Origin of the sequence: Aurantibacillus circumpalustris (assembly GCF_029625215.1) — a bacterium.
In the GTDB taxonomy this organism is placed as follows: domain Bacteria; phylum Bacteroidota; class Bacteroidia; order B-17B0; family Aurantibacillaceae; genus Aurantibacillus; species Aurantibacillus circumpalustris.
The window spans coordinates 1769257-1790280 of sequence record NZ_CP121197.1 but is presented as its reverse complement, the minus strand read 5'-3'; the positions used below and the strand labels follow the sequence as shown (position 1 = coordinate 1790280).

The window sequence follows — 21024 nt, the reverse complement described above, 5'->3', positions numbered from 1 at the left end:
CCTATAAATTCTTCAACAATCAAGTATCACTACTCATCTTATATTTTTCAAAGTACCCTGCGGATACAAATAATGCCGTAAAATAAGAATAGAATGTACAGCCTGCCTGAGTTTCTAAAGTATCTTCCATAAAAAATGAAATCACGGCTATAATAAAAAATGGCCAATACACTTTTGGTAGATGTTTTCGCAAACTAAAAGCGGGATAAACAATTCCGATAATAAAAATCAACAAACCGATTATTCCGTAAACTGCTGCGATTGACAAAAATTGATTATGTGGACGTTTAAACCATTCAACTTCTAATGGAGAATGCGTTTCGACATAGGTTCTATTTAACTCTTCTTGTAAGTCTCCGGTTCCCACTCCAAACAAAACATTCTGCTTTATCAGATGAAGTGCTGCTTTCCAAAAATACAGACGCATGGTTAATGAATGCCCATTAATTTTTCGGTTGTTTCTAAATTCATCGTACTCATTTACCAATTCGTAAGTTCGTTTATGTAAAAACGACCATGTTGGATAGGCGTAATTCGAAACTCCCTTTTTTATATTTAATACATCTCTCTCATTTAATTGCGCAACTCCAAATGAATCTTTGTTTAACCCCATGCTCGACAAGTAACGTATCAATACATTATAACGTTGAATGTTCTGTTGTGATTCGTAATTAAAACTATCTGCGGGCGCTTTTTTATTCCACTCTCTTTTTAGTTCATCCGGCTGAATGTTTATTTGAACATAGTTTCCATTTTCTTTCTGACCGCGATTTTCAAAATGAAGATAGGTCTTACCAGAGCCAGAAAATATGAGTTCTTTATTATTTTCAGACTGCTTAGTAGTTAATTGAATTGCTGCGATTGAATTTATATATGATACCGACAATGATATAAAACCAACCAGAAAAACAAATCCTGCAATTTTAAAAAGTGTTTTTTGCCAATAAATAATCACACACATGGCAAGAAAAAAAAGAATTGCAAAGTTTACCAAACCAGAAGCCAAACCTAAAACAAACAAAATAAAAATAAAATAAACAGCGCATAAACTAAAAAACGCTTTTTTAATAAGCCCTTGTGCTTTGACAGCAAAATAAATACAAACCGTTATGGCAACATTTAAATACAAGCCTAAACGAATGTGACTCATAAAACGTGAAGCATTTCGTACGACTTCGTTTTGATGTAAAACAAAAGTGTAGGTTAAACACCATAGCGTATTAGTAATACAACCAACAATAAAACAATACAAAGCGCCGTTGAATTCTTGTTTTGACAATGGTTTTGCCGTAAAAAATAAAAGTGGCAAAAACATAAGTGGGATCTTAATCTGTAAATCTTTCCACCCTTCTACCAAATTATTTGAATAAAGAAATCCAAGAATGTGAATTAAAAACACAGCACTCAGTATCCAAAATAATTTATTTGTTTTGATTTGGTTCCACTTCCATTTGTAATTCCCCTCCGCAATCCAATTTCCCAATAAAATTAATTGTGGTACACTCGTAGGAACAGCACCCATCATCATGCCGTAGCCAAGGCCTATAATGCCGAAGAGAAAAATATAACGGTGTATTTTTGGTGAGAACAACAAGTCTTAAAGAAACGAAAAAAAAGAGGATAAATTATTAGGGTTGACAAATTATTAGCCACCAATTTCACGAATTACGCTAAACTATTTTGAAATACATTGTAGGCAAATTTATAATGCTTTGCAGAATTGAAATTATACGTTGGCCTTATTACTAATAAAAATAAATCCCGCCTGTAGCGGGATTTATTCGTGTAATTTGTGTAATTCGTGGCTTAATTCCCAAAATCTGATAAAAACTTTATCCGCATCACACGAATCTCTTCTTCAGAATAATCGTTTTCGCCTAACTCCTTTAAAGCATCTTCAACACTATCCGTTTCACTTTCCTTAAAGTATTCCAGAATTTCATCTTGTTTTTCTTCGTCCATCAAATCATCAATGTAATAATTGATATTTATGCGGGTGCCAGATTCAACAATGGTTTCTATTTCCGTTAAAAGTTTTGGAAGGGTAAGGTTTTTACTTTTTGCCATTTCTTTTAAGCCAATTTTTCTATCAATATTTTGGATGATGTATACTTTTAAACCAGATTTATTTACTACCGACTTAATCACCATATCAACCGGACGTTCGATGTCATTATCATCCACGTATTTTTTTATCAAATCCACAAAAGCTTTACCGTACTTGGCTGCTTTACCAGAACCAACACCACTTATCTTTGTCATTTCATCCATGGTTATTGGATACTGAATCGACATTTCTTCCAAAGACAGCTCTTGAAAAATAACATAGGGAGGTAAACCTTTTGCTTTGGCTGTTTTTTTAACCTGATCTTTGAGCATGGCAAACAGTATCTCATCCGCTGCTGATCCACCACCTTTTCCTCCAACAACAATATCATCATCACCTGTAGGAGCATCGCCTTTAGCATAATCGTGATCAAGTGTAAATTTAATGCTTACTGGTTTTTTCAAAAAGGCCTTTCCTTTATCTGTTAAGCGCAACAAACCATAATTTTCAATGTCTTTTGATAAAAATCCGTTTACAATAGTTTGTCTTAAAACTGCTTGCCAAAATTTATCATCCTTATCATGATCAACTCCAGCGCCCCATGATTCAACAGTATTGTGCTTATATGTTTTGGCGGTAGCAGTTAAGTTCCCCATCAACACATTTATCACATCTTTAATTTTATGTTTTTCTTTAATTTCACTTATACATTTTAAAGCCAACTCAAGATCCTCCTTAGCTTCAAATTTTTGTTTAGGGTGGCGACAATTATCGCACATACCATTACATTTTACCTCATCAAACTCTTCTCCAAAATAATGGAGTAAAAATTTTCGGCGACAGCTACTAGTTTCAGCAAAAGAAGCGGTTTCAGAAAGCATTTGTTTACCAATTTCCTGTTCGGCAACTGGTTTGTCTTTCATGAATTTTTCCAACTTCAAAATATCATCGTAACTGTAAAAAGTAACGCATTTACCTTCCCCTCCGTCACGACCAGCACGACCGGTTTCCTGATAGTATCCTTCTAGGGATTTTGGAATATCGTGGTGAATTACAAAACGCACATCTGGTTTATCAATTCCCATACCGAAAGCAATTGTTGCAACAATCACATTTAGATCTTCCATCAAAAAGCCGTCTTGAGTTCTGGCGCGTTCTTTTGCATCCAAACCTGCATGGTAAGGTGCAGCTTTTATACCATTCACTTTTAAAGCTTCAGCAATTTCCTCTACTTTTTTACGGCTTAGGCAATAAATAATTCCGCTTTTACCCGAATTGGATTTTACATACTTAATAATCTCCTTTATAACGTTTTGTTTTGACCTTACGTCATAATATAAATTATCGCGGTTAAATGAGGACTTATAAAGTTCAGCCCCCATCATCCCTAAATTCTTTTGAATGTCTTGCTGCACCTTTGGGGTAGCAGTTGCTGTAAGTGCCATTACCGGAACTGAACCTACTGCATCTATTATAGGACGTAAACGACGGTATTCTGGTCTAAAATCATGGCCCCACTCCGAAATACAATGCGCTTCGTCAATGGCAAAGAATGAAATTTTGAATTCTTTAAAAAAAGCGATGTTATCCTCCTTTGTTAAAGTTTCGGGAGCTATGTATAATAATTTTGTTTTACCAGAAAGCACATCCTTTTTAACTTGGGCAATGTCGCTTTTATTTAAAGATGAGTTTAAAAAGTGGGCAATGCCTGTTTCCTTGCTAAATCCGCGTATAGCATCCACCTGATTCTTCATGAGTGCTATTAGAGGCGATACTACAATTGCAGTTCCTTCACTTAGCATGGCAGGAAGCTGGTAGCACAAGCTCTTTCCCCCGCCAGTAGGCATTATCACAAAGGTGTCTTTGCCGCCTAGTAAGCTTTTAATAATTTTTTCTTGGTTACCTTTAAATCCATTAAAGCCAAAAAAGCTTTTTAGGGTATCTAGGATTTCTGATGTTTCTACTTCGCCAACCATTAGTTCGAGTGATTAAAATGTATGTTCTAGTGAGGGAATGAAAAAATGGGTCTTTTTTAATTCCTATTTAAAGATATACAATTTTATTTTCATGAAACAAACTTTTTTCTAAAAATGGGGTTTTTTTAGACCATTCTCCTCTAAATTGAGATTAAGAATTTAGGTGAATAAGGCTCGTATTTTAAAGATTTGGATTCATCTTAGGATAGTGTCTTAATAATAAGATAATGGAAACCAAGGAAATAAGTCCACCAAAGTAAAAGCTAAACCCGGTTTGTTGAGTAGTCAAGAAAAATATAGTTTTTGCAAAAAAAGCCAATAAATACATTTGAACGCCCCATTGTTTGTAATACCAAACGCCAACACAGGCTATAAACTGCGCAGAGATTAAAATTCCGAATAAGGCAGGCATAAACATACCCAGTTTTTTAATTGGCGGTGAAAATACTTGAGGGAAAGTAATGAGTACAGCCAGGTAGCCAATAATACAAATAATAGATATGATGCGGGGACGTTTCATTGGCGAAAAGGGTTAAAGGAGTTCAAATGTGGTTTAATTAGTTCAAAACGACTTTCAACTAAAGTATTTTCAATCAATGCAATTTGAGCACTAATCCAACGTAATTTCATTTTAACCATCTTGAACTTTTGTGAACAATTTTAAACTATTCTCTTTATTGAACCCTTTCAACCATTTAAACTCATTTGAACCTGTTTGAACAATTTTAAACTATCGTACTAATTCGTTCTTATCGCTTCCACCGGATCTAACTGTGATGCACTGTATGCCGGAATAAAACCGCTAATTATTCCTATAAGTATTGAAATGGTAAAACCAAGAATAATATTGGCACTGCTTAAACTAATATCCATACCCATAGCATCCTTTCCAAGCTCAGTAATAATAAAAGTGAGAAGCAATCCAAAAAATCCGCCAATAAAACTTAGCAAAACGCTTTCACTTAAAAATTGAAACAAAATAAAAATATTTTTAGCTCCTAAACTTTTTTGAATTCCTATTAAGTTGGTTCGCTCACGAACGGATACAAACATAATATTGGCAATTCCAAAACCACCAACCAGTATTGAAAAACCACCAATAATCCAACCTGCTGTTCCAATAATATCGAATAAGGCATCAAAAGCTTTGCTTAAGAGACTGGTTTCATTTAAAGCAAAGTTTTGATCGGCGATTGGTTTTATTTTCCTAAGTCCGCGTAATACTCCGGTTAATTCATCCATCATTTCAGCATTGCTCACATTTGGTTTTGCCTTAACATAAATGGTTGGATCTGATCTTTCGGAACGCACATCCATGATATAACGGGCAAAATTATAAGGTGTTACGACTTGATAATCAAAACTCATTCCTAATAAACTTTCTCCTTCCTTTTTTATGACACCTATTACCGTAGACTTATGCCCTGAAATCTTAATTTGTTTTCCAATCGGATCTTCGTCTCCAAAAAGACCAGCAGCAATTTCAGCACCTATTAAAACCAAACGGTAGCCAGCTTCGGTTTCGTTTTGCGTAAAATACCTTCCCGAACTGAGATCAAAGTTTTTTATCTTATAAAAATCGTGGGAAATTCCCGCCACTACTGCATTTTTTATACTATTGGACCTATACTTGATTGTTTTACGTGCACCAATCCGATAGGCAACCGCCTCGGTTGTTTTACAGCGCCTTTGTAATTCATCAAGTTCATAATATTGGGGTGTTGGGCGATTAATATATTTCCACCAAGGATAATCGGGACCGAAACTCCATGGCCATTTTTGAACATATACAACATTATTACCAAGAGATTCTACGCTTCCACGAATATTACTTTCTAGTCCGTCAACAATTGTGAATACAAGAATAATTGCAAAGATTCCAATTGTAATACCGAGTAAGCTCAAAAAAGAACGCAATTTGTTTGACACTAATGATTGCCAAGCAAATAATACACTCTCTTTAAGTAATACAAACAGCATTTCTTAAAATTACTATTTATATAATTCTCTTAAAAGGTTTTGGGATGAACGGCTGTCAGGAAGGGAAGATGGAAAAGGGAAGATGGAAGTGGAGATGGAAGATGGAAAAGGGAAGATGGAAAAGGTAAGTTGGAAAAGGTAAGTTGGAAGATAGAAGTGGAGATGGAAAATATACTCACCTCTTCCATTTCACATCTTACATCTTACATAAAGAAAATGTGAACTCAAAAAACACTCCCACCCCCTCTTCCATTTCACATTTTACATCTTACATAAAGAAAATGTGAACTCAAAAAACACTCCACCCCCTCTTCCATTTCACATTTTACATCTTACATTTAATATTAGTCTATTTTCTTTCCTGGTTCATAATCATTTCCGTTATTCTCGAGAAACTTCTCGTATTTTACTCTTTGTCTTTTACGCAGCAAATAAAGTAAAGCAGATAACACAAAAAAACCGAAAAAGAAAAGGGCGCTGTCATTATCCTTCATGATAAGAAAATAAACCACGCAACACACACCCAGCGCTGCTGCCACTAACCAAAGGCGTTCTAAAAAGATATACACCTTACTTTGAAAATCTTTACTCATCGTCTTTTAATTGAAGGGTTGCTACTATTTTTTTTAATTGATACTTTGTGAAATCTTGATTGCTCTCCATACCTACTCCTGTTATAATTTCGGTTTCAGTTGTTATTTTTACGAAAGCATTGGTATATATTTTTTTTGTGAGTTCGTTCCATATAAGTTTTTCAGTTTCGAGTTTTGTGCCATCTCTATTTACAACTTCAACCGCATACTTGGCCTCCATTTTTTTGCTTACATCGTATTGCACGCCATAATTCGCCTTAAGCGTGGCTGATATTTTATCGTCTTCAAAAAAGGTTACGAAAAAACCATTTGGTAAAATCTTAAATGGTTCACTCACATTTTTCTCGAAAACCAACATCCTATTTGCCTTAAGCATCACCTTTAATTGAGAACTATCTGTGTAAATCATTGTAACCGTATCACCTATTTGCGACGGACTTAATTCGTTTTTAGGCAATGCCATTACATCTTTAAGATCGTTTGTACACGAAACAAAAAGTGCGCAAACTGCACTTAGAAGAATAAAGGGCAAAGCTATGCGACATTGTTTTAACAAAACTTAATCGTATTTGTATTTTTGAAACCAACGGTCGCAAAAAGTAAAGCCGAAATTTACGCGCCAGTAATTCTGCTTAATTAAAGTAGGATCATTAGAACCCATAAATCCATATTGTCCGCTAATGTTCACCATAGAAGACAAACGCCCAATGCCCACCGGTATGCCAATACCTGCTGAAACTGAATAGTCTGAAATGTAAGAATTGTTTAAATAAATAGATCCGCTTTTATAAGAGGCACCTAGTCTATAATTTAAGCGTTTAAAAAAAGCATCACGGCCAGCCGCGTATTTTTCTGGAACAAAATTCATTCCTACGGCTATGCGGTAACTTTTTCTAAGATCATTAGTTTCATCAAGGTATTTAAAATTTTGCCAATTGGTAATTGCGAAATCGGCTACAACACTTAATTTTTCGCCTTTTTTGAGTCCTATACCAAAGCCTTGTTCCAATGGCATTTTTATACTTCCTTTTTTATCTGGTGTATAAAAAACGGTATCGCGTAAGATTTCTTGACCAAAACCATTTAAAATATAGTTATACACTCCAGTTGTATAATCCACATTTAATGAATTATTGAGATTCATAAAATAACCAAAAGTAATTTTAACGCGTTGTTTCAAAGCCCTTTTAACAAGCTGAGTTGATGCCTCAATACTGTCCTTTTTCACTTTTAATTCTTCTGTTGTAAACACGCCCAAAGCCTTAAATGTTTGCAACGCTGATTCAATACGATGCGCTCGTCCTTTGTGATCTTTTACACTATCAACTGAGATGCCTGTTTGCGCCCCGAAATTTCCCGTAAAAGTTTTTGTATTTAAAATTCTTTCGCGGTAAGTATTATCATAGATAGTCGTGTTAACATTCGGATATAATACGCGTGTGGTGTTTACAATAGTTCCAAAAATATAATTTACATTAAAGCCAATCGAAAAATCGCTAAGCAATTTATTAATGCCTTGGCGGCGCATATATTGTTTGTGAGATAATACTTTTAACGAATCAGGAGTATAATAATAGTTTGAACGAAACTTGCCCATTCTTTTAATAAACGGCATAATACCATAACCGATAAAAGCTTTATTTAATCCTCCATCACCCTTATAATTGTATTCTACTTGCCCGATACTCTCTTCTTGTTTAATATTTTTCGTCTCATAACCCACACTGCTGTATGGTGCAACTCCAAAACAGGCACCACCGTTGTTTCTTATAGGAAATCCAATGGCTCCGTAAGAAAAATTAGTTCCCCACTTTTTTAAACTGGTACTATTACTTCCTTTAAAATTTGAATACAAAAAACTTCCTCCAACCTCAAGCGTAGTTAATTTAATAAGCGCATAAGAAGCAGGGTTTCCTACGTTGATAAAAATCGGCATGGTTGAATCTGGCTTCAGTGCAATGTGCGCACCGCCCATACCCGTATTGTGAGAAAATGTTGGTTGCCTGAGTTCACCAATTCCGTAGCGAGAATAAGGACTAAATGTATTGCTTTGTGTTTGCCCTAGAAAAGGTAAAAGTGCTAACAGGGTAATTACTATAAGTGCCTTATTTTTCAAGATTAAAATTTAAAATGGTGTTTAAGCCTTGTAACAAAATATTTTGGTTGGCAAAGAAACGATTTTTAAGTTGTTTGCACAAATAATCAGCGTCGCCACCGGTAATAACAACTTGCAAATTTTCATGCTGCTCCATATACCGGTCAATCATGGCATCTGCCTCGCAAGCAGCTGCTACGAGCGCACCACTGAGCAAAGATTCGGCCGTACTTTGACCTGTTAATTTATCGTAATTCTTATCTAATTCTACCAAAGGCAAAGCCTGTGTAAACTGGTGCATAGCTTTCAGTCGCATTGGGATACCAGGAGAAATAGCACCACCCAGGTATTCATTTTTCTCGTTCACAAAATTATATTTTATACACGTTCCGGCATCAATTGTTAGAACGTTTTTATTTGGATATAAGCTCCAAGCACCAACTGACGCGGCAATGCGGTCAGAACCAAGAGTAAGTGCACTTTTGTATAGGTTTACCAAAGGAATGGGTGTGGTCGACTCAAACACGCGTGTATTAAATTTTAATGCTAGCTGTTTAGACGTTTGAACATGATCTTTTGTTACAGAGCCGATTAAACAATTTTTTATGTTGGAGAAAGAATCAATTTGCTTGAGCAGTTCTTTTTCCGAGGCAAAGACACATGTTTCAACAAGGTTATTACCCTCAAACAAACCGGTTTTAATTCGGGTATTTCCAAAATCGAGCACAAAATTCACAATTCCGAAGGTAACTAATTTTAAAACTTACTCAAAAAAATTAGAAACTAGCAGAAGAGCGTTTTCTTAGCTTATCGGTAAACTAATGGACAATCACGAGTTTTGAAAAATACCTCGTTTTTTGGTTATTAATTGCCACGTTATAGAAACCCTCTGGCAGATCTGAAATATTAATTTCTATAGTGTTTGTAGCTATTCCACTAATTTGTTTTACTATTTTACCGGTCAAATCATACACATCCAGTCGAGCACTAGCAAAATCACCTTTTATCTCGACTGCAGTGCTTGCAGGATTCGGAAACAATTCAAACCCATTGGCTTTGCTAAGTTCGTTTACCGACACAGTACTAACAGTTGCCGTGGTTTTTGGAGTGAATTTAAATACTGTTCCCTGATCCGGCACACCGCTCATAGCACTAAAAACTAATGTGGCAGCAGAATCTAGACTTAGATTACCAGGTGAGCCATTGCACCACAGTTTTTCGTAGCAACTGCCAAAATTGTCTGGCGAATAAAAAATTCCAATATTCGGTCCATTAGAAGTATTAAATCCACTAGCATTGTTTGTCGATCTTGGTCCGTAATGAAGTTCGATAACCCCTGTCTGCTGATAATACCATATCTGGGTATTAATAAAATTTCCACCTTGGCCATAACTGAGTTTAAAGTTTTTGTACTGCACCTTTAAAATTTTACTTCCAGCAGTACCATTAGTAGCATAAGATATACGACTTGTTGCATCTATAGTATCAATGTAACTAAAAGCTACATCGATAATAATAGCCGAACTATCATTATCCACCCTTAAAAAAGGTGCTTCGCCAATAGCTAGCGTTTTTAAACCACCAAAAGTAAAAGGCACATCAAAAAATTTGAATGTTTCACCCTGGAAACTCATTATATTATAAAGTCCTGCTGGATTAAAAGCAGGTACATTGTTATCATTAAGCAAATCGGAATAAGCGTTCCCTGTGGTTTTTGAAAACAGATATGTCTGCTGAGCAAAAGAACAGCTACAATTAAAAATCAGGGCAGTTTGAAGTAAACAGGCGATTAGGTTTTTTTTCATAATAAAAAGGATTGGTTTGTCGCAAATCTATTTTAATGAATGCCGTTTGAGGGTAATTTGTGTAAAGAATTACCTTTTTTCACTAAAAATTGCCCTTGTAAACGGAATTTTCAAAATACTGGGAGAGCTATTCCAATTAGAAATGCGAAGGGGGGCTTTAAACTAAACCGATTATTTATTTGCGGCTACTCGTCTAAACTCTGTAGGTGTGAGACCGGTTGATTTTTTAAAAAATTTATTAAAAGAAACTTTATTATTAAATCCCACCTGGTAAGCCACTTCGATAATATTCAATTCTTTTTTATTTGTTTCGGATAATATTTTTTTAGCCTCTTCAATGCGCCAATAATTAACGTATTCAAAAAAATTCATTCCAGTTTTATTGATTACTTGAGAAATGCTGTTTCTTGAAACGCCCAATTGTTTGGATAAGAACTCCAGGTTTATTTCGTCGTTTTTATATAATTTTTCTGAAATCATGAGTTCTTTTAAACGCAAAATCAGTTCATTTTCCAAGCTCTCGGTAAGTACTGAGGATTTGTATTTTTCGATAGATATAGGAATTAAACTTTCGTTTAAAGAATAACCATCAAACACCTTTGGCCTAACAAAACCAAACCACGAAAACAAATAAATAAAGATACCGGAAGCGGAGGCAATGCCATAATCTGCGCAACCACCTATTAAGTGATACCGCACCAGTAGATGGAATGTAATGAAATTAAAAGTATAAAAAACAAAAACACCGAAAGAAAGGTAAAACCAGATTTTTATTTCTTTAAGAACAACCGTTTTAGCATAAAAATTTTTTCCAATAAAATAACAATACACGCTCAGTGAAATTCCTTTTGCAAACAATACGTACAATCCGTTCACATCCACTCTAAAAAAATCGCCAAACAAAATCTCATTGTTCATCATGGCAACCTTTGTTTCAGTGGAGTTAAAATAAAACTGAGAGCAATACAGTAGATCAAGAAAAAAAGGCAGAAAATGAATTAAATCCTTTTTAACAAAAGCCTTTGGTGAAAAATTACTTCTAAAATAAAAGTAAACCAACGGCCCAAATAAAAACGTTAAAGGATCACTAATTAAAATAAAATGGACAAACTGATCCATTTTTTCTGCCCACCAAAGCCCACTTTCAATTAACGAAACTGAGAAAAAAAGAACAATCAGAGAAAGAAAAAATTTGGGCGTGTTGAGTTTTTTAAGCTGAGTAAGTTGCGTGAAAACAAAAAAAATTCCTTGTGCAGCAGCAACGAGAAAAAGTAAACCTAAATACTTAATAAAAGAATCACTCATGATTAGAACGAAAATAATAAAATTTCTCCCAGAATATTTACCACTTACAAAATTGAAATAGCCGGGTATGAAGATTTACTTTTTTCAGGCTGCCATAAAGAAGTTTTGAATATGAAAAGGATTTTAGACCCAAAAGCCCTTGAAAGTGCTGATTCTTATTTTAATTTCGTTTTTTTTCATTAAAAATTTTGTAGAACACGGAAAATATGTATTTTTGCAACCTCGAATTAAAAAAGAGTGAGCTGGTGCCTTAGCTCAGTCGGTAGAGCAAAGGACTGAAAATCCTTGTGTCCCTGGTTCGATTCCTGGAGGCACCACAAAAAGAAAAGCAGAACAATTGTTCTGCTTTTTTTATTCTACACCCTGAAAATCTCTCTAATAACAAGTGTTTCAAGCTTCATAAACATGAAGTTATAACCAATAAGCGCAAGGACAGAAACCCAACATAGACGACCATAGACATGAACAAAGACTCCGTAATTACTCATCTGCTCGACAAACACGATTCACTGAAAATAATTTTATCGTAACAAAGTAATTCTTCTACCGACAACGACTTCGACGTGACTAAAACATTGCTGACAGCTTTAATTGGTGCGGTTATTGGACAGGTAATTATTTTCGTCATAAATCGCGCAAATAATCTAAATAAAGCTTTGTACCCGCCACTACTGGTAACACCAAGCAAAATCCATGCCCGTCATTTTGCATTTTAATATCTCGCCGGACTTCAGTACATTTAAATCACGGACGGCGGCACAACTTGTAGCCGCCAAACGTTGTTCTTCATTGAACTTTATGGAAACGAAATTTTTTCATCTGTTTCATTATCCCCTAGTTTTATTACTAAATAATCAACACGAATTTCAAGAAAAACACTAATTACTGCTTCGTAAAAATTGGTCGTTAAAAATAACTACTAACCCCAAACTGTATAGCGGCGGTTCGTGCAAAAGGATTTCCTAATAAATCTTTTCTCCATTCGTACCTGTAATTTAAACGAAGCACCGTTTGTGGTGAAGTTCTAAAACTAATCGCAGGGACAATCGCAAAAATTTCGTCTGAAATGTTTCCTCCTGTTTCTTTAAATTTTCCTACGTTCCAATCTACATACTCTACTCGGATTGCCGCGTTCAGGCTTGCTTTTTCGAATCCGAACAGTTTCTTTTTTATAAGTGGCTGCACAATGTCTATAAACCCTCCATGCTGTTTTTTTCCAAATTGCTGCGAATAGGTATTTGGAACATCAATAAACGTCCAGGCAAACTCCGCCGTAATTACTGTATTTAATTTTGGCAGACTGGTATTAAAATCAACCGCAAAAACATCGGCTCTTCTTTTTTTGTCCAAGACCAAACCGTCTGATTGAAATTTATTGTAAACACCTCCCATATAGGATATACCGATCTCACCAAGTTTTCTATATCTAAAAGAAGTCTTTGCACTTGTTAAAGGCTCGCCATTAAAACTTTCTTCAAATCTATCTTGATTTAATTTAGTGGCTGGAAGAAACGTTTTGTTTTGTGTGTTGGAAATAATATTATCATTCAAGCCATTGGTTAAATACAACTCATAAGCCCACACTACATTTGGCTTGTAAACTTTTCCAAAAAAACCAAAACCAACATTACTAAAGGTTGCGGGTAGTAATTGTGTAGCGGAGATCGGTCTATCCACAAACTCCCATCGTGGTCCGTCATGATTTTGATTAAATGCACCAATGGGATTCATAATAATTCCTCCCCTAAAATTAAGTAAGTGATGAAATTGAAAATCTATGGCTGCAAATTCCAAATTAATTTCTTTCGTTCCGTCTTCAAATTCAATCTCTGTTAAAAATTTTACTTTACGATGAATGGTAGAAGATAAAAACAAAGTCATTCTGCGCATTTGAAATGACAAGCCATCCGTTACGCCGTCTGTTACTGCGTAATGTGTATTCGCTTCAGCGTAACCTCCAATCGCAATAGGTACTTTACCGTATTGCAAAAACGGACGGTTGTATACCGCATCTAAATTGAGTAACATTTTTGAAGTGTCTGTTGGCACTCTTTTTACTTTGTTTGTATCTGCCTGAGCCATAACTTGGTTCGTTACCAGACATAAAAAAATAAATATAATTAAGTGTTTCATTTACTTAGAGTTGAATGTAAATTGTTTCATCGTCGGAAGATGTTACAAAGGTTTTTAAATTCGTTTCAGCCGGACCATTGGTTACTTCACCTTTAGGATTAAACTCAGCACCGTGACAAGGACAAACCATTAAGGTATCGTGCGCCGCAAGTTCACAGCCCTGATGTGTGCATTGCAGGTATAGTGCTTTGTACTCATTCTCGTTTATTTTATAAAGAGCAATAGGAAAAGGAATCGCATTGATTTTAATTAAAACAAACTTTTGTTCAATGATTTTTTCCTTTTTAAGAACCTTAAATTCCGATTTTTTAACACTCAGTTTGTTTTCGTTTACCGAAACATTTGTAATGTATTTATGACTAGTACAACTTTCAAGTAGCCACGTTGCACCCATAACTCCTGCACAAGTTAAACAGCTTGATTTAATAAATTTACGTCTATCCATTTAAAGGCTTTCTAAAAAATGAATTAGTTTTTGTTGATCGGCAGTACTTAAGTTCTGAAAATTAGTGTTGCTTTGTTGCGCTTCACCACCGTGCCATTGAATCGCTTCTTCAATAGAATGTGCCCTTCCATCGTGCATTAGAAAATAACTTCCACCTTGCGTAATTTTCGACAAACCCAATCCCCAAAGTGCTGGAGTTTTCCATTCGTGTGTTTTTGCAGAACCTTCTGTGTAATTGTCATCCAAATTTTTTCCCATATCATGCAACAACAAATCTGTGTAAGGAAAAAATGTTTTATTGGATAAAGCTGCAATAGTTGATGACTGCGTTTTTAATTCGGATCGGTGACATTTTTCACAACCCAAAGAACTAAATAGTTGCTTACCCGCTTGTACCTTAGCATTATTTTGATTCCGCTGTATTGGTGCCTTTAACGTCTTTAAATAAAAAACAATAGTATGTACTTTATTGTTATTTACTTCTGGATCTACTTCTAACTTTGAATAGGTATCGTAAGGTTCAAAAGAAGATGTAATTCCCATATCCTGATTATAAGCATTTGCCGTTTGCTGCAGTAAATCGTAAGCGGCTCCTTTTTTTCCGAAACGCGCTATGTATTTTCCGTTTTGGGAAATAGCATTTGGACGAAGTTGGCAATAGTTTGGTACAGACACCCAATTTGGTATACCAGAAATTCCATCGCCATCTAAGTCATTAGGATCTGACATTGCAAGTAGATCCGCATCACTTACTGCATCTAAAAATCCTAAACCAGTATTTGCGGGAGGTAATACTTTCGAAAAACTTGCGTCACTAGGTAAAGTTTCAGGTGTATAACCAGGCAAGGCGCGGTTTTGTAATTGCGGTCCGCCCAAACTCAAATATTTATTTCCGGTACTGTCTGTTTGACCAAATCGTGTAAGTGTTGTAAAAGGATGGCCCTTTCCGTCGCCAGCGTGGCAGCTTCCGCAAGAATTTGCAACAAAAATTGGTCCTAGTCCGTTTTGTGTTGTAAAAATTTCATTATTAAATGCTCCGTCACCCAGTAAAAACTGATGCGTTTCCTCAGTTGTTAAGCCCTCTACTGGTCCATCTAATAATTCATCTTCTTTTGGTGAAGAAGGCATAATTTTTTTGCAGCCTGCTATGATTGTTCCAAAAAGCAGAAGAGCAAAAATTATTTTTTTCATCGTTTAATTATTTTTACAAAGTTGATGATAGTTTAGTTATTTATAATTATTATTTTTGGTATACCTAAAATAAATTTTATGAGACCTGAAACTATAGAGAACTATCTTAAAACCATATACAACTCTTCTTCTAATAACACAGCTGTTGTGAGTAATCAAAAATTGTCTGAAAAATTGGGACTTAAACCCGCCACGGTAACTGAAGGCTTAAGGAAATTACACGAGTTAAAATATGTGATCTACGAAAAATCTTACGGCACGCGTTTAACCACTAACGGTGCAAAATTGGCTTTGAGTATTGTAAGAAGGCATCGAATTTGGGAAACGTATCTTGCCAAAGAATTAGGTTTTGGTTGGGATGAAGTGCACGAAATAGCAGAGGAGCTAGAACATATTAAAAATGACAAACTCATTAATAAACTTTCTGCCATTTTAGGAAACCCTATTTATGATCCACATGGTGATCCTATTCCTGATGCTAAAGGAAAAATTCAAAAAAGTAATTTTATAAAACTTTCAGAAGCCAAAATAAAATCAAATTACAAAGTAATGGGCGTTACAGATCATTCGAGTGCCTTTTTAAAATACTTAGAAAAACACAAATTAATAATTGGTGCCACTATTAGTATAAGAATTATTGAGGAGTTTGATAATTCAATTGTACTTGTTTGTCAAAAAATGGAAGTTAATATAAGTCCTAAAGCTGCCGAATGTATTATTGTGCAAACACTTTAGGTCACAAAAAAACCTTTCCAATAATTGGAAAGGTTTTTTACCTTTCTTAATTAATCCTATTTATAATACTTTTCCGTTAAAGGCTTTTGTTTCATTATTTGAGTACTTAAATGGACTGTTCATTTTCAAAGTAATTTCGAGTCCACCAAAACTTTTTGAAGATTTTAAAAGTTTTGAAACATTAAAATCATAATTCAAGCCGATGGTATATTTATTCAATTCAAAAAGACAACTTAATGCACACATATCGTTCAATCGGTAAAAGGCGCCAAAACTCAGGTGTTTTGTTCCCTTACCTTCAGCGTTTTCTCTAAATGATCTTCTCAAATACGTTCCAAAAATTACTTCGTAGGCTTTTGATTGATATTGAACCATTATTGATGGTACCAGGCTATAAAATGTGTTTTTGATATCTATGTAATACTGCTCATGAAAATTAATACGAATACCCAGTGCCTGCGTATTATACAAACTGTAATTTGGTTTATTAAGATGGTTAATTGAAAATCCGACAATATTTTTTGGCGTACTTATATCGGTTAAATCTTTTACTTTTCTCAGAGTCACAAAATTCAAACCCAAACCAGCATCTAAATAATTTTTGGTTTGTAAACGATTTAGTTCGTTGCTATTAAACGTAGGATTATACTGATAACCATCGAATTGATTGCCCCATGTAAAGTCATCCTTTTTTATAGCTAACTGCCCAAAACCAAGATACAACCCTGCCGTTAAAAAACTGAATTCGCTTAATTTTTTGGTTACATTCACAGGTAACTCTACTTTAAAATGAGTGAGTTGACTGCTTCCAGCCTGATCGTATAAAACATTAAGCCCTGCGGACATATATGCCTTTGATGAGTTAATGTCTTTTTCCTTTTTAAAACTTTTATTAGCGAAGGCTGCATAAGTGGTATACCCTTTTGTAAATGAATTCCATTGTCCTTTATATTGAATTCCAGCTTCGAAAGAATTTATCACGCCAAAAGACGATGGGTTGATAAGCTGTGGTGCCAAAAAATATTGGGTAAAGTGCGCGTCTTGACCAAAAGCATTTGTAACAAAAAGTGCTGCACTCAGATATATAAATAATTGTTTTCTCATTTTATTAACGTAAAGTTACCTTTTAATATTTTTGTTTCTTCATTGACTAATGTGACCTTGGCTTGAAAAATAAAAACCCCCGGGCTTTGTTCTGAACCATTCACCTTACCATCCCAACATTGATTAACATCATTAATAGTGAAGACTTTCTGACCCCAGCGATTATATATTTCGCCACTTACTGTCTTCATACAGCTGCTGTAGATGCACCATGTATCATTATTACCATCGTTATCAGGACTAAATGCGGTTGGTGTGAATGGATCTCTACAAGTATTATCAACATCAATATAAATCGTTGCCGTTCTTTTACATCCAGCTTCGTTGCTGGCTTCCACTGTATAGGTTGTGCTAACTTTAGGTTTAGCTATTGGATTAGTGCATTTAGGGCAATCAAGACTTTCACTTGGCATCCATGAATATTTTGTGGCACTGCTACTGGCTTCAATTTGAAAACTTTGTCCTGCATATATTTGTCCGGAAGTTACTGGCAAAACTAAAGTAGGGAAAGAATTAACCTTTACAGAAAGTGAGCCTACGCCAGGTATGCAACCTCCTATGCTTGAACTAACACTTATTACAGCAGCTGTATTTAAAGTGTATGTCACTGTTGTAGTTTTCTCACCTGTACTCCATGTATAAGTTGAACCACCAGAGGCGGTAAGAGTAATTTTTTCTCCCTTACACACTTCACTATTTCCAGAAATAATTACCGTTGGGGTTACATAAATAAATACCTGAGTTGTGGCAGTGCTATTACAACCACTTGGGTCAAAGCCTCTTACCGTGTACGAAGTGTTTGCCGTAGGTGTTACCAGTGCCGAAGATCCACTAGTTCCATTACTCCAGGTATATGTAGCGGCACCGTTAGCTGTGAGAATTATAGATTCCGCCTTACAAACAATCGTGCTTCCCGAAATTGATACAACGGGTATTGAAATAATATCTACTTGCAACGTTGCAGTGCTAGAGCAGCCATTTGTTGCCGTTCCACTAACAACCACCACCGTTGAAGCCGGAAGATATTGTTGAATAATACTAGTCGTATCTATGCCTACATTCCAAGAATAAGTCTCTGCACCCAAAGCAGTAAGAGTTACCGTTTCACTTGAACAAATTGGTGAAGACGAGTGAGCAAAAACTGTAAGAACTGGTAATGCCAAAGGGGAAACGCTAATTGTTTCAGTTCCTGTGCACCCAAGTCCTGAAATACCTGTCACTGTATATATGATCGGACCAGTGAGTGTAGTAGTTGGGTTTGCTATAAGCGCACTATTCAGACCAGTAACAGGATTCCAAATATAATTAGCTGCTCCTTGCGCAACAAGATTAGCAACTGCCCCCGAACAAAGATTAGATGCGTTAAGAGATAAAGAAAGCGTTGGATAAGGCGTAACATTAAGAACAAGTGTATTTGTAGTCAAACATCCAAAAGCACTCGCACCAGTTACTGTGTACACCGTTGTTACGGATGGCGAAGCCGTTATAATAGAACCTGTGATAGAAGAAAGGCTGAACGTTGGTACCCAAGAATAACTAACACATCCCGATGCATTGAGTGTAGCGCTAGAACCTGCACAAATACTGTTTGTATTGGCACTAGGTAATACAGTTGGGTTAATAACAGAAACTACAATCGGTAAATTTAATGTACAATTATTCGCATCCTTTACGGTGCAAGTATATTGTCCAGCGTTAATTGCATTCGCAGTTGCAGCATTGCCTCCAGAAGGTATCCAAGTATAGGTTAAGACTCCGGTTCCGCCTCCAGCTACTACTGCCGCACTCCCATCAGGATTGTTACAATTAGCAGGGGAACTACTTGCTGTTCCTGTAATAGCAGGTGGTGCTGTTATGGTAAAGGTTTTCGTATTCAAACAGTTGTTAGCGTCAAAAACATTAGCCGTATAGTTTCCAGCTGCAAGATTTGTCGCAATTGAAGCGCTTCCTCCCGAAGGAAGCCATGCATAACTATAAGATCCAGTACCGCCACTTGCGCTAACCGCTGCAACTCCTGAAGAAATACCACCACACAAAATATTTGTCTGCGATGGTGTTACCACCAAGAGCGGAGGTGATAGAAACGTATATGTTTTAGAAGTTGTACATAAACTTGCGTCTGTCACACTAACTGTATAATTTCCTGCCGTTACATTTACATTAGAACCAGTACCAGTAACAGCAGGTGTCCAAACATAGGCATAAGGTAAATTGCCTCCTGATAAATTAACAACAGCAGTTCCTGTTCCGCCATTACATAAAACGTTTATTTGACTGGCTGTCGAAGTCAGAATAGCCGGTTGACTAATGAAAATTGTCTTAGAGCCTACACAACTGTAACTATCTCGAGCTGAAATAGTATAAGTATTCGAGCCTAAACCACTCGCCGTGGCTGCGTTTCCGCCACTTGGACTCCAAGTATAGGTAAACGGAGCTGTACCACCATTTAAGCTCGCTGTCGCCGCACCGTTAGCGGCGCCATTACAAGTAACATTTGTAACCGTTGGATTTATTGTAAACTGCGATGATTGCAGAATGTTAATTGTTTTTGTGGCTACACACGTGTTGTTGTCCACTACAGTTAACGTGTATATACCCGTAGGCAGTGTAGTACTTGATAAAACGGAGGTAGTTGTGCCTACACCTCCACTTGGACTCCAGGTATAACTGTATGGCCCTGTACCTCCAGCAATTGTGGCAGTGGAAACAGCGTTCGACAATCCACAGAAATTATTTGTTTGCGAAGTGGTTGCAGTGAGAGAAAATGAGGGGCCGGTAATCGCTACAGTTTCGCTTGCAGTACAATTGTTAGCATCTTTAACAAAACAAGTGTACGTGGTACCTGTATTTAAACCACCTTGTATAAAGCTGTTACCTCCAAATGGGCTCCAAGTAAAACTCTTTACACCAGTGCCTCCAATCGTCTGAACACTCGCTGTGCCAAAATTTACCCCATCATAACATACAATATTGGTTTTAGTAATAAGCGCCTGCAAATAAGGTGCTTGTAGAACATTTACCGTTGCAGTTACAACGCATGTTCCCGCGTCTGCAACTGTAACAGTATAAATTCCAGTAGTCAAACTGCTTGTTGTGGCACTATTACCGCCAGATGGACTCCATGTGTAAGTATAGGGTGATGTCCCCCCGCCTATTACACTAACCGTTGCAGACCCAGTTGCATAGTTAAAACACATAATGCTAGTCGAATTTATTGTCAGTGTTTGGCATAACTGTGCTTCTGAATTCGCTACAAAAACAAAAAATAAAAATGCTAGTACAAATTTTCTCATAATTAATAATATCGTGTAAAATAGAACATTGCTTTAAGTCACATTAATTTTAGGTATTAAGCTATGCGAATTTACAAAAACAATAACGTTTTACAAGCATTATATTGGCCAATATTTTAATTAAAAATTGATTTTTTTAAAGTCCCTTGTTAAAAAATAGTCTAAAAAGATTTAGTTTGTTTTGGGGGTAAAACCGTACACCATAAATCGCAGGCTCGCTAGAGTCTATCCAAAAAAACCGATTGAGGTGCCCAAATAAATTTTTCAAAAACTATTTGGTTAAGTAAGCTTAATTGTCATTTTTTTCTTAAACGCAAAAACA

16 protein-coding genes and 1 tRNA gene are annotated in these 21024 nt (G+C 35.9%); 2 read left to right on the top strand and 15 right to left on the bottom strand.

Annotation, left to right across the window (positions count from 1 at the left end; genetic code table 11):
• Positions 1 to 19: 19 nt before the first annotated feature.
• The 10 genes from P2086_RS07550 to P2086_RS07505 form a co-directional block, all read right to left on the bottom strand.
• Positions 20 to 1594, bottom strand: coding sequence for an O-antigen ligase family protein (locus P2086_RS07550; protein WP_317899840.1), 1575 nt, complete (start codon positions 1592 to 1594; stop codon positions 20 to 22).
• A gap of 212 nt (positions 1595 to 1806) precedes the next feature.
• Positions 1807 to 4023 carry a DNA helicase RecQ gene (gene recQ, locus P2086_RS07545; RefSeq protein ID WP_317899839.1) on the bottom strand — a complete coding sequence of 739 codons (2217 nt, stop codon included), beginning with the start codon at positions 4021 to 4023 and terminating at the stop codon, positions 1807 to 1809.
• Positions 4024 to 4204: 181 nt separating this feature from the next.
• Positions 4205 to 4543 (bottom strand): hypothetical protein, encoded by a 339-nt coding sequence (locus tag P2086_RS07540; RefSeq protein WP_317899838.1) that lies wholly within the window; start codon positions 4541 to 4543, stop codon positions 4205 to 4207.
• A 218-nt stretch (positions 4544 to 4761) separates the two neighbouring features.
• Complete coding sequence (locus P2086_RS07535; RefSeq protein WP_317899837.1) at positions 4762 to 6003, bottom strand: ABC transporter permease; 1242 nt, start codon at positions 6001 to 6003, stop codon at positions 4762 to 4764.
• 344 nt (positions 6004 to 6347) lie between these two features.
• On the bottom strand, positions 6348 to 6596 hold the full coding sequence (locus tag P2086_RS07530) for a hypothetical protein (protein WP_317899836.1): 249 nt from the start codon (positions 6594 to 6596) through the stop codon (positions 6348 to 6350).
• On the bottom strand, positions 6589 to 7128 hold the full coding sequence (gene lptC, locus P2086_RS07525) for an LPS export ABC transporter periplasmic protein LptC (RefSeq protein WP_317899835.1): 540 nt from the start codon (positions 7126 to 7128) through the stop codon (positions 6589 to 6591). Before lptC ends, P2086_RS07530 begins: the two co-directional genes overlap by 8 nt.
• Positions 7129 to 7155: 27 nt before the next feature.
• On the bottom strand, positions 7156 to 8712 hold the full coding sequence (locus P2086_RS07520; RefSeq protein ID WP_317899834.1) for a BamG-related protein: 1557 nt from the start codon (positions 8710 to 8712) through the stop codon (positions 7156 to 7158).
• Positions 8702 to 9427 carry a type III pantothenate kinase gene (locus tag P2086_RS07515; protein WP_317899833.1) on the bottom strand — a complete coding sequence of 242 codons (726 nt, stop codon included), beginning with the start codon at positions 9425 to 9427 and terminating at the stop codon, positions 8702 to 8704. The genes P2086_RS07520 and P2086_RS07515 overlap by 11 nt, the downstream gene beginning before the upstream one ends.
• A gap of 82 nt (positions 9428 to 9509) precedes the next feature.
• Positions 9510 to 10496 carry a T9SS type A sorting domain-containing protein gene (locus tag P2086_RS07510; RefSeq protein WP_317899832.1) on the bottom strand — a complete coding sequence of 329 codons (987 nt, stop codon included), beginning with the start codon at positions 10494 to 10496 and terminating at the stop codon, positions 9510 to 9512.
• A gap of 171 nt (positions 10497 to 10667) precedes the next feature.
• Positions 10668 to 11801 (bottom strand): helix-turn-helix domain-containing protein, encoded by a 1134-nt coding sequence (locus tag P2086_RS07505; RefSeq protein WP_317899831.1) that lies wholly within the window; start codon positions 11799 to 11801, stop codon positions 10668 to 10670.
• Between the two features lie 244 nt (positions 11802 to 12045).
• Between P2086_RS07505 and P2086_RS07500 the strand changes: the two genes are divergently transcribed.
• A tRNA-Phe gene (locus P2086_RS07500) sits at positions 12046 to 12118 on the top strand.
• A 589-nt stretch (positions 12119 to 12707) separates the two neighbouring features.
• Here the strand turns inward: P2086_RS07500 and P2086_RS07495 are convergent.
• From P2086_RS07495 to P2086_RS07485, 3 genes are read right to left on the bottom strand one after another with little or no spacing between them, the layout of a single operon-like run.
• The gene (locus P2086_RS07495) at positions 12708 to 13934 is read right to left on the bottom strand and encodes a hypothetical protein (RefSeq protein ID WP_317899830.1); all 1227 of its coding nucleotides are present in this window, start codon (positions 13932 to 13934) and stop codon (positions 12708 to 12710) included.
• 4 nt (positions 13935 to 13938) lie between these two features.
• Positions 13939 to 14379, bottom strand: coding sequence for a QcrA and Rieske domain-containing protein (locus P2086_RS07490; RefSeq protein WP_317899829.1), 441 nt, complete (start codon positions 14377 to 14379; stop codon positions 13939 to 13941).
• Positions 14380 to 15570: a di-heme oxidoredictase family protein gene (locus P2086_RS07485; protein ID WP_317899828.1), complete on the bottom strand. Its 1191-nt coding sequence runs from the start codon at positions 15568 to 15570 to the stop codon at positions 14380 to 14382.
• 78 nt (positions 15571 to 15648) lie between these two features.
• On the opposite strand from P2086_RS07485, the gene P2086_RS07480 reads away from it, so the two are divergent.
• On the top strand, positions 15649 to 16305 hold the full coding sequence (locus tag P2086_RS07480; RefSeq protein WP_317899827.1) for a metal-dependent transcriptional regulator: 657 nt from the start codon (positions 15649 to 15651) through the stop codon (positions 16303 to 16305).
• A 60-nt stretch (positions 16306 to 16365) separates the two neighbouring features.
• Here P2086_RS07480 and P2086_RS07475 read toward each other — a convergent pair whose 3' ends face one another.
• Together P2086_RS07475 and P2086_RS07470 are read right to left on the bottom strand one after the other, a co-directional pair.
• Positions 16366 to 17409 carry a PorP/SprF family type IX secretion system membrane protein gene (locus P2086_RS07475; RefSeq protein ID WP_317899826.1) on the bottom strand — a complete coding sequence of 348 codons (1044 nt, stop codon included), beginning with the start codon at positions 17407 to 17409 and terminating at the stop codon, positions 16366 to 16368.
• Positions 17406 to 20702: a T9SS type B sorting domain-containing protein gene (locus tag P2086_RS07470; RefSeq protein ID WP_317899825.1), complete on the bottom strand. Its 3297-nt coding sequence runs from the start codon at positions 20700 to 20702 to the stop codon at positions 17406 to 17408. Before P2086_RS07470 ends, P2086_RS07475 begins: the two co-directional genes overlap by 4 nt.
• Between the last annotated feature and the right edge of the window lie 322 nt (positions 20703 to 21024).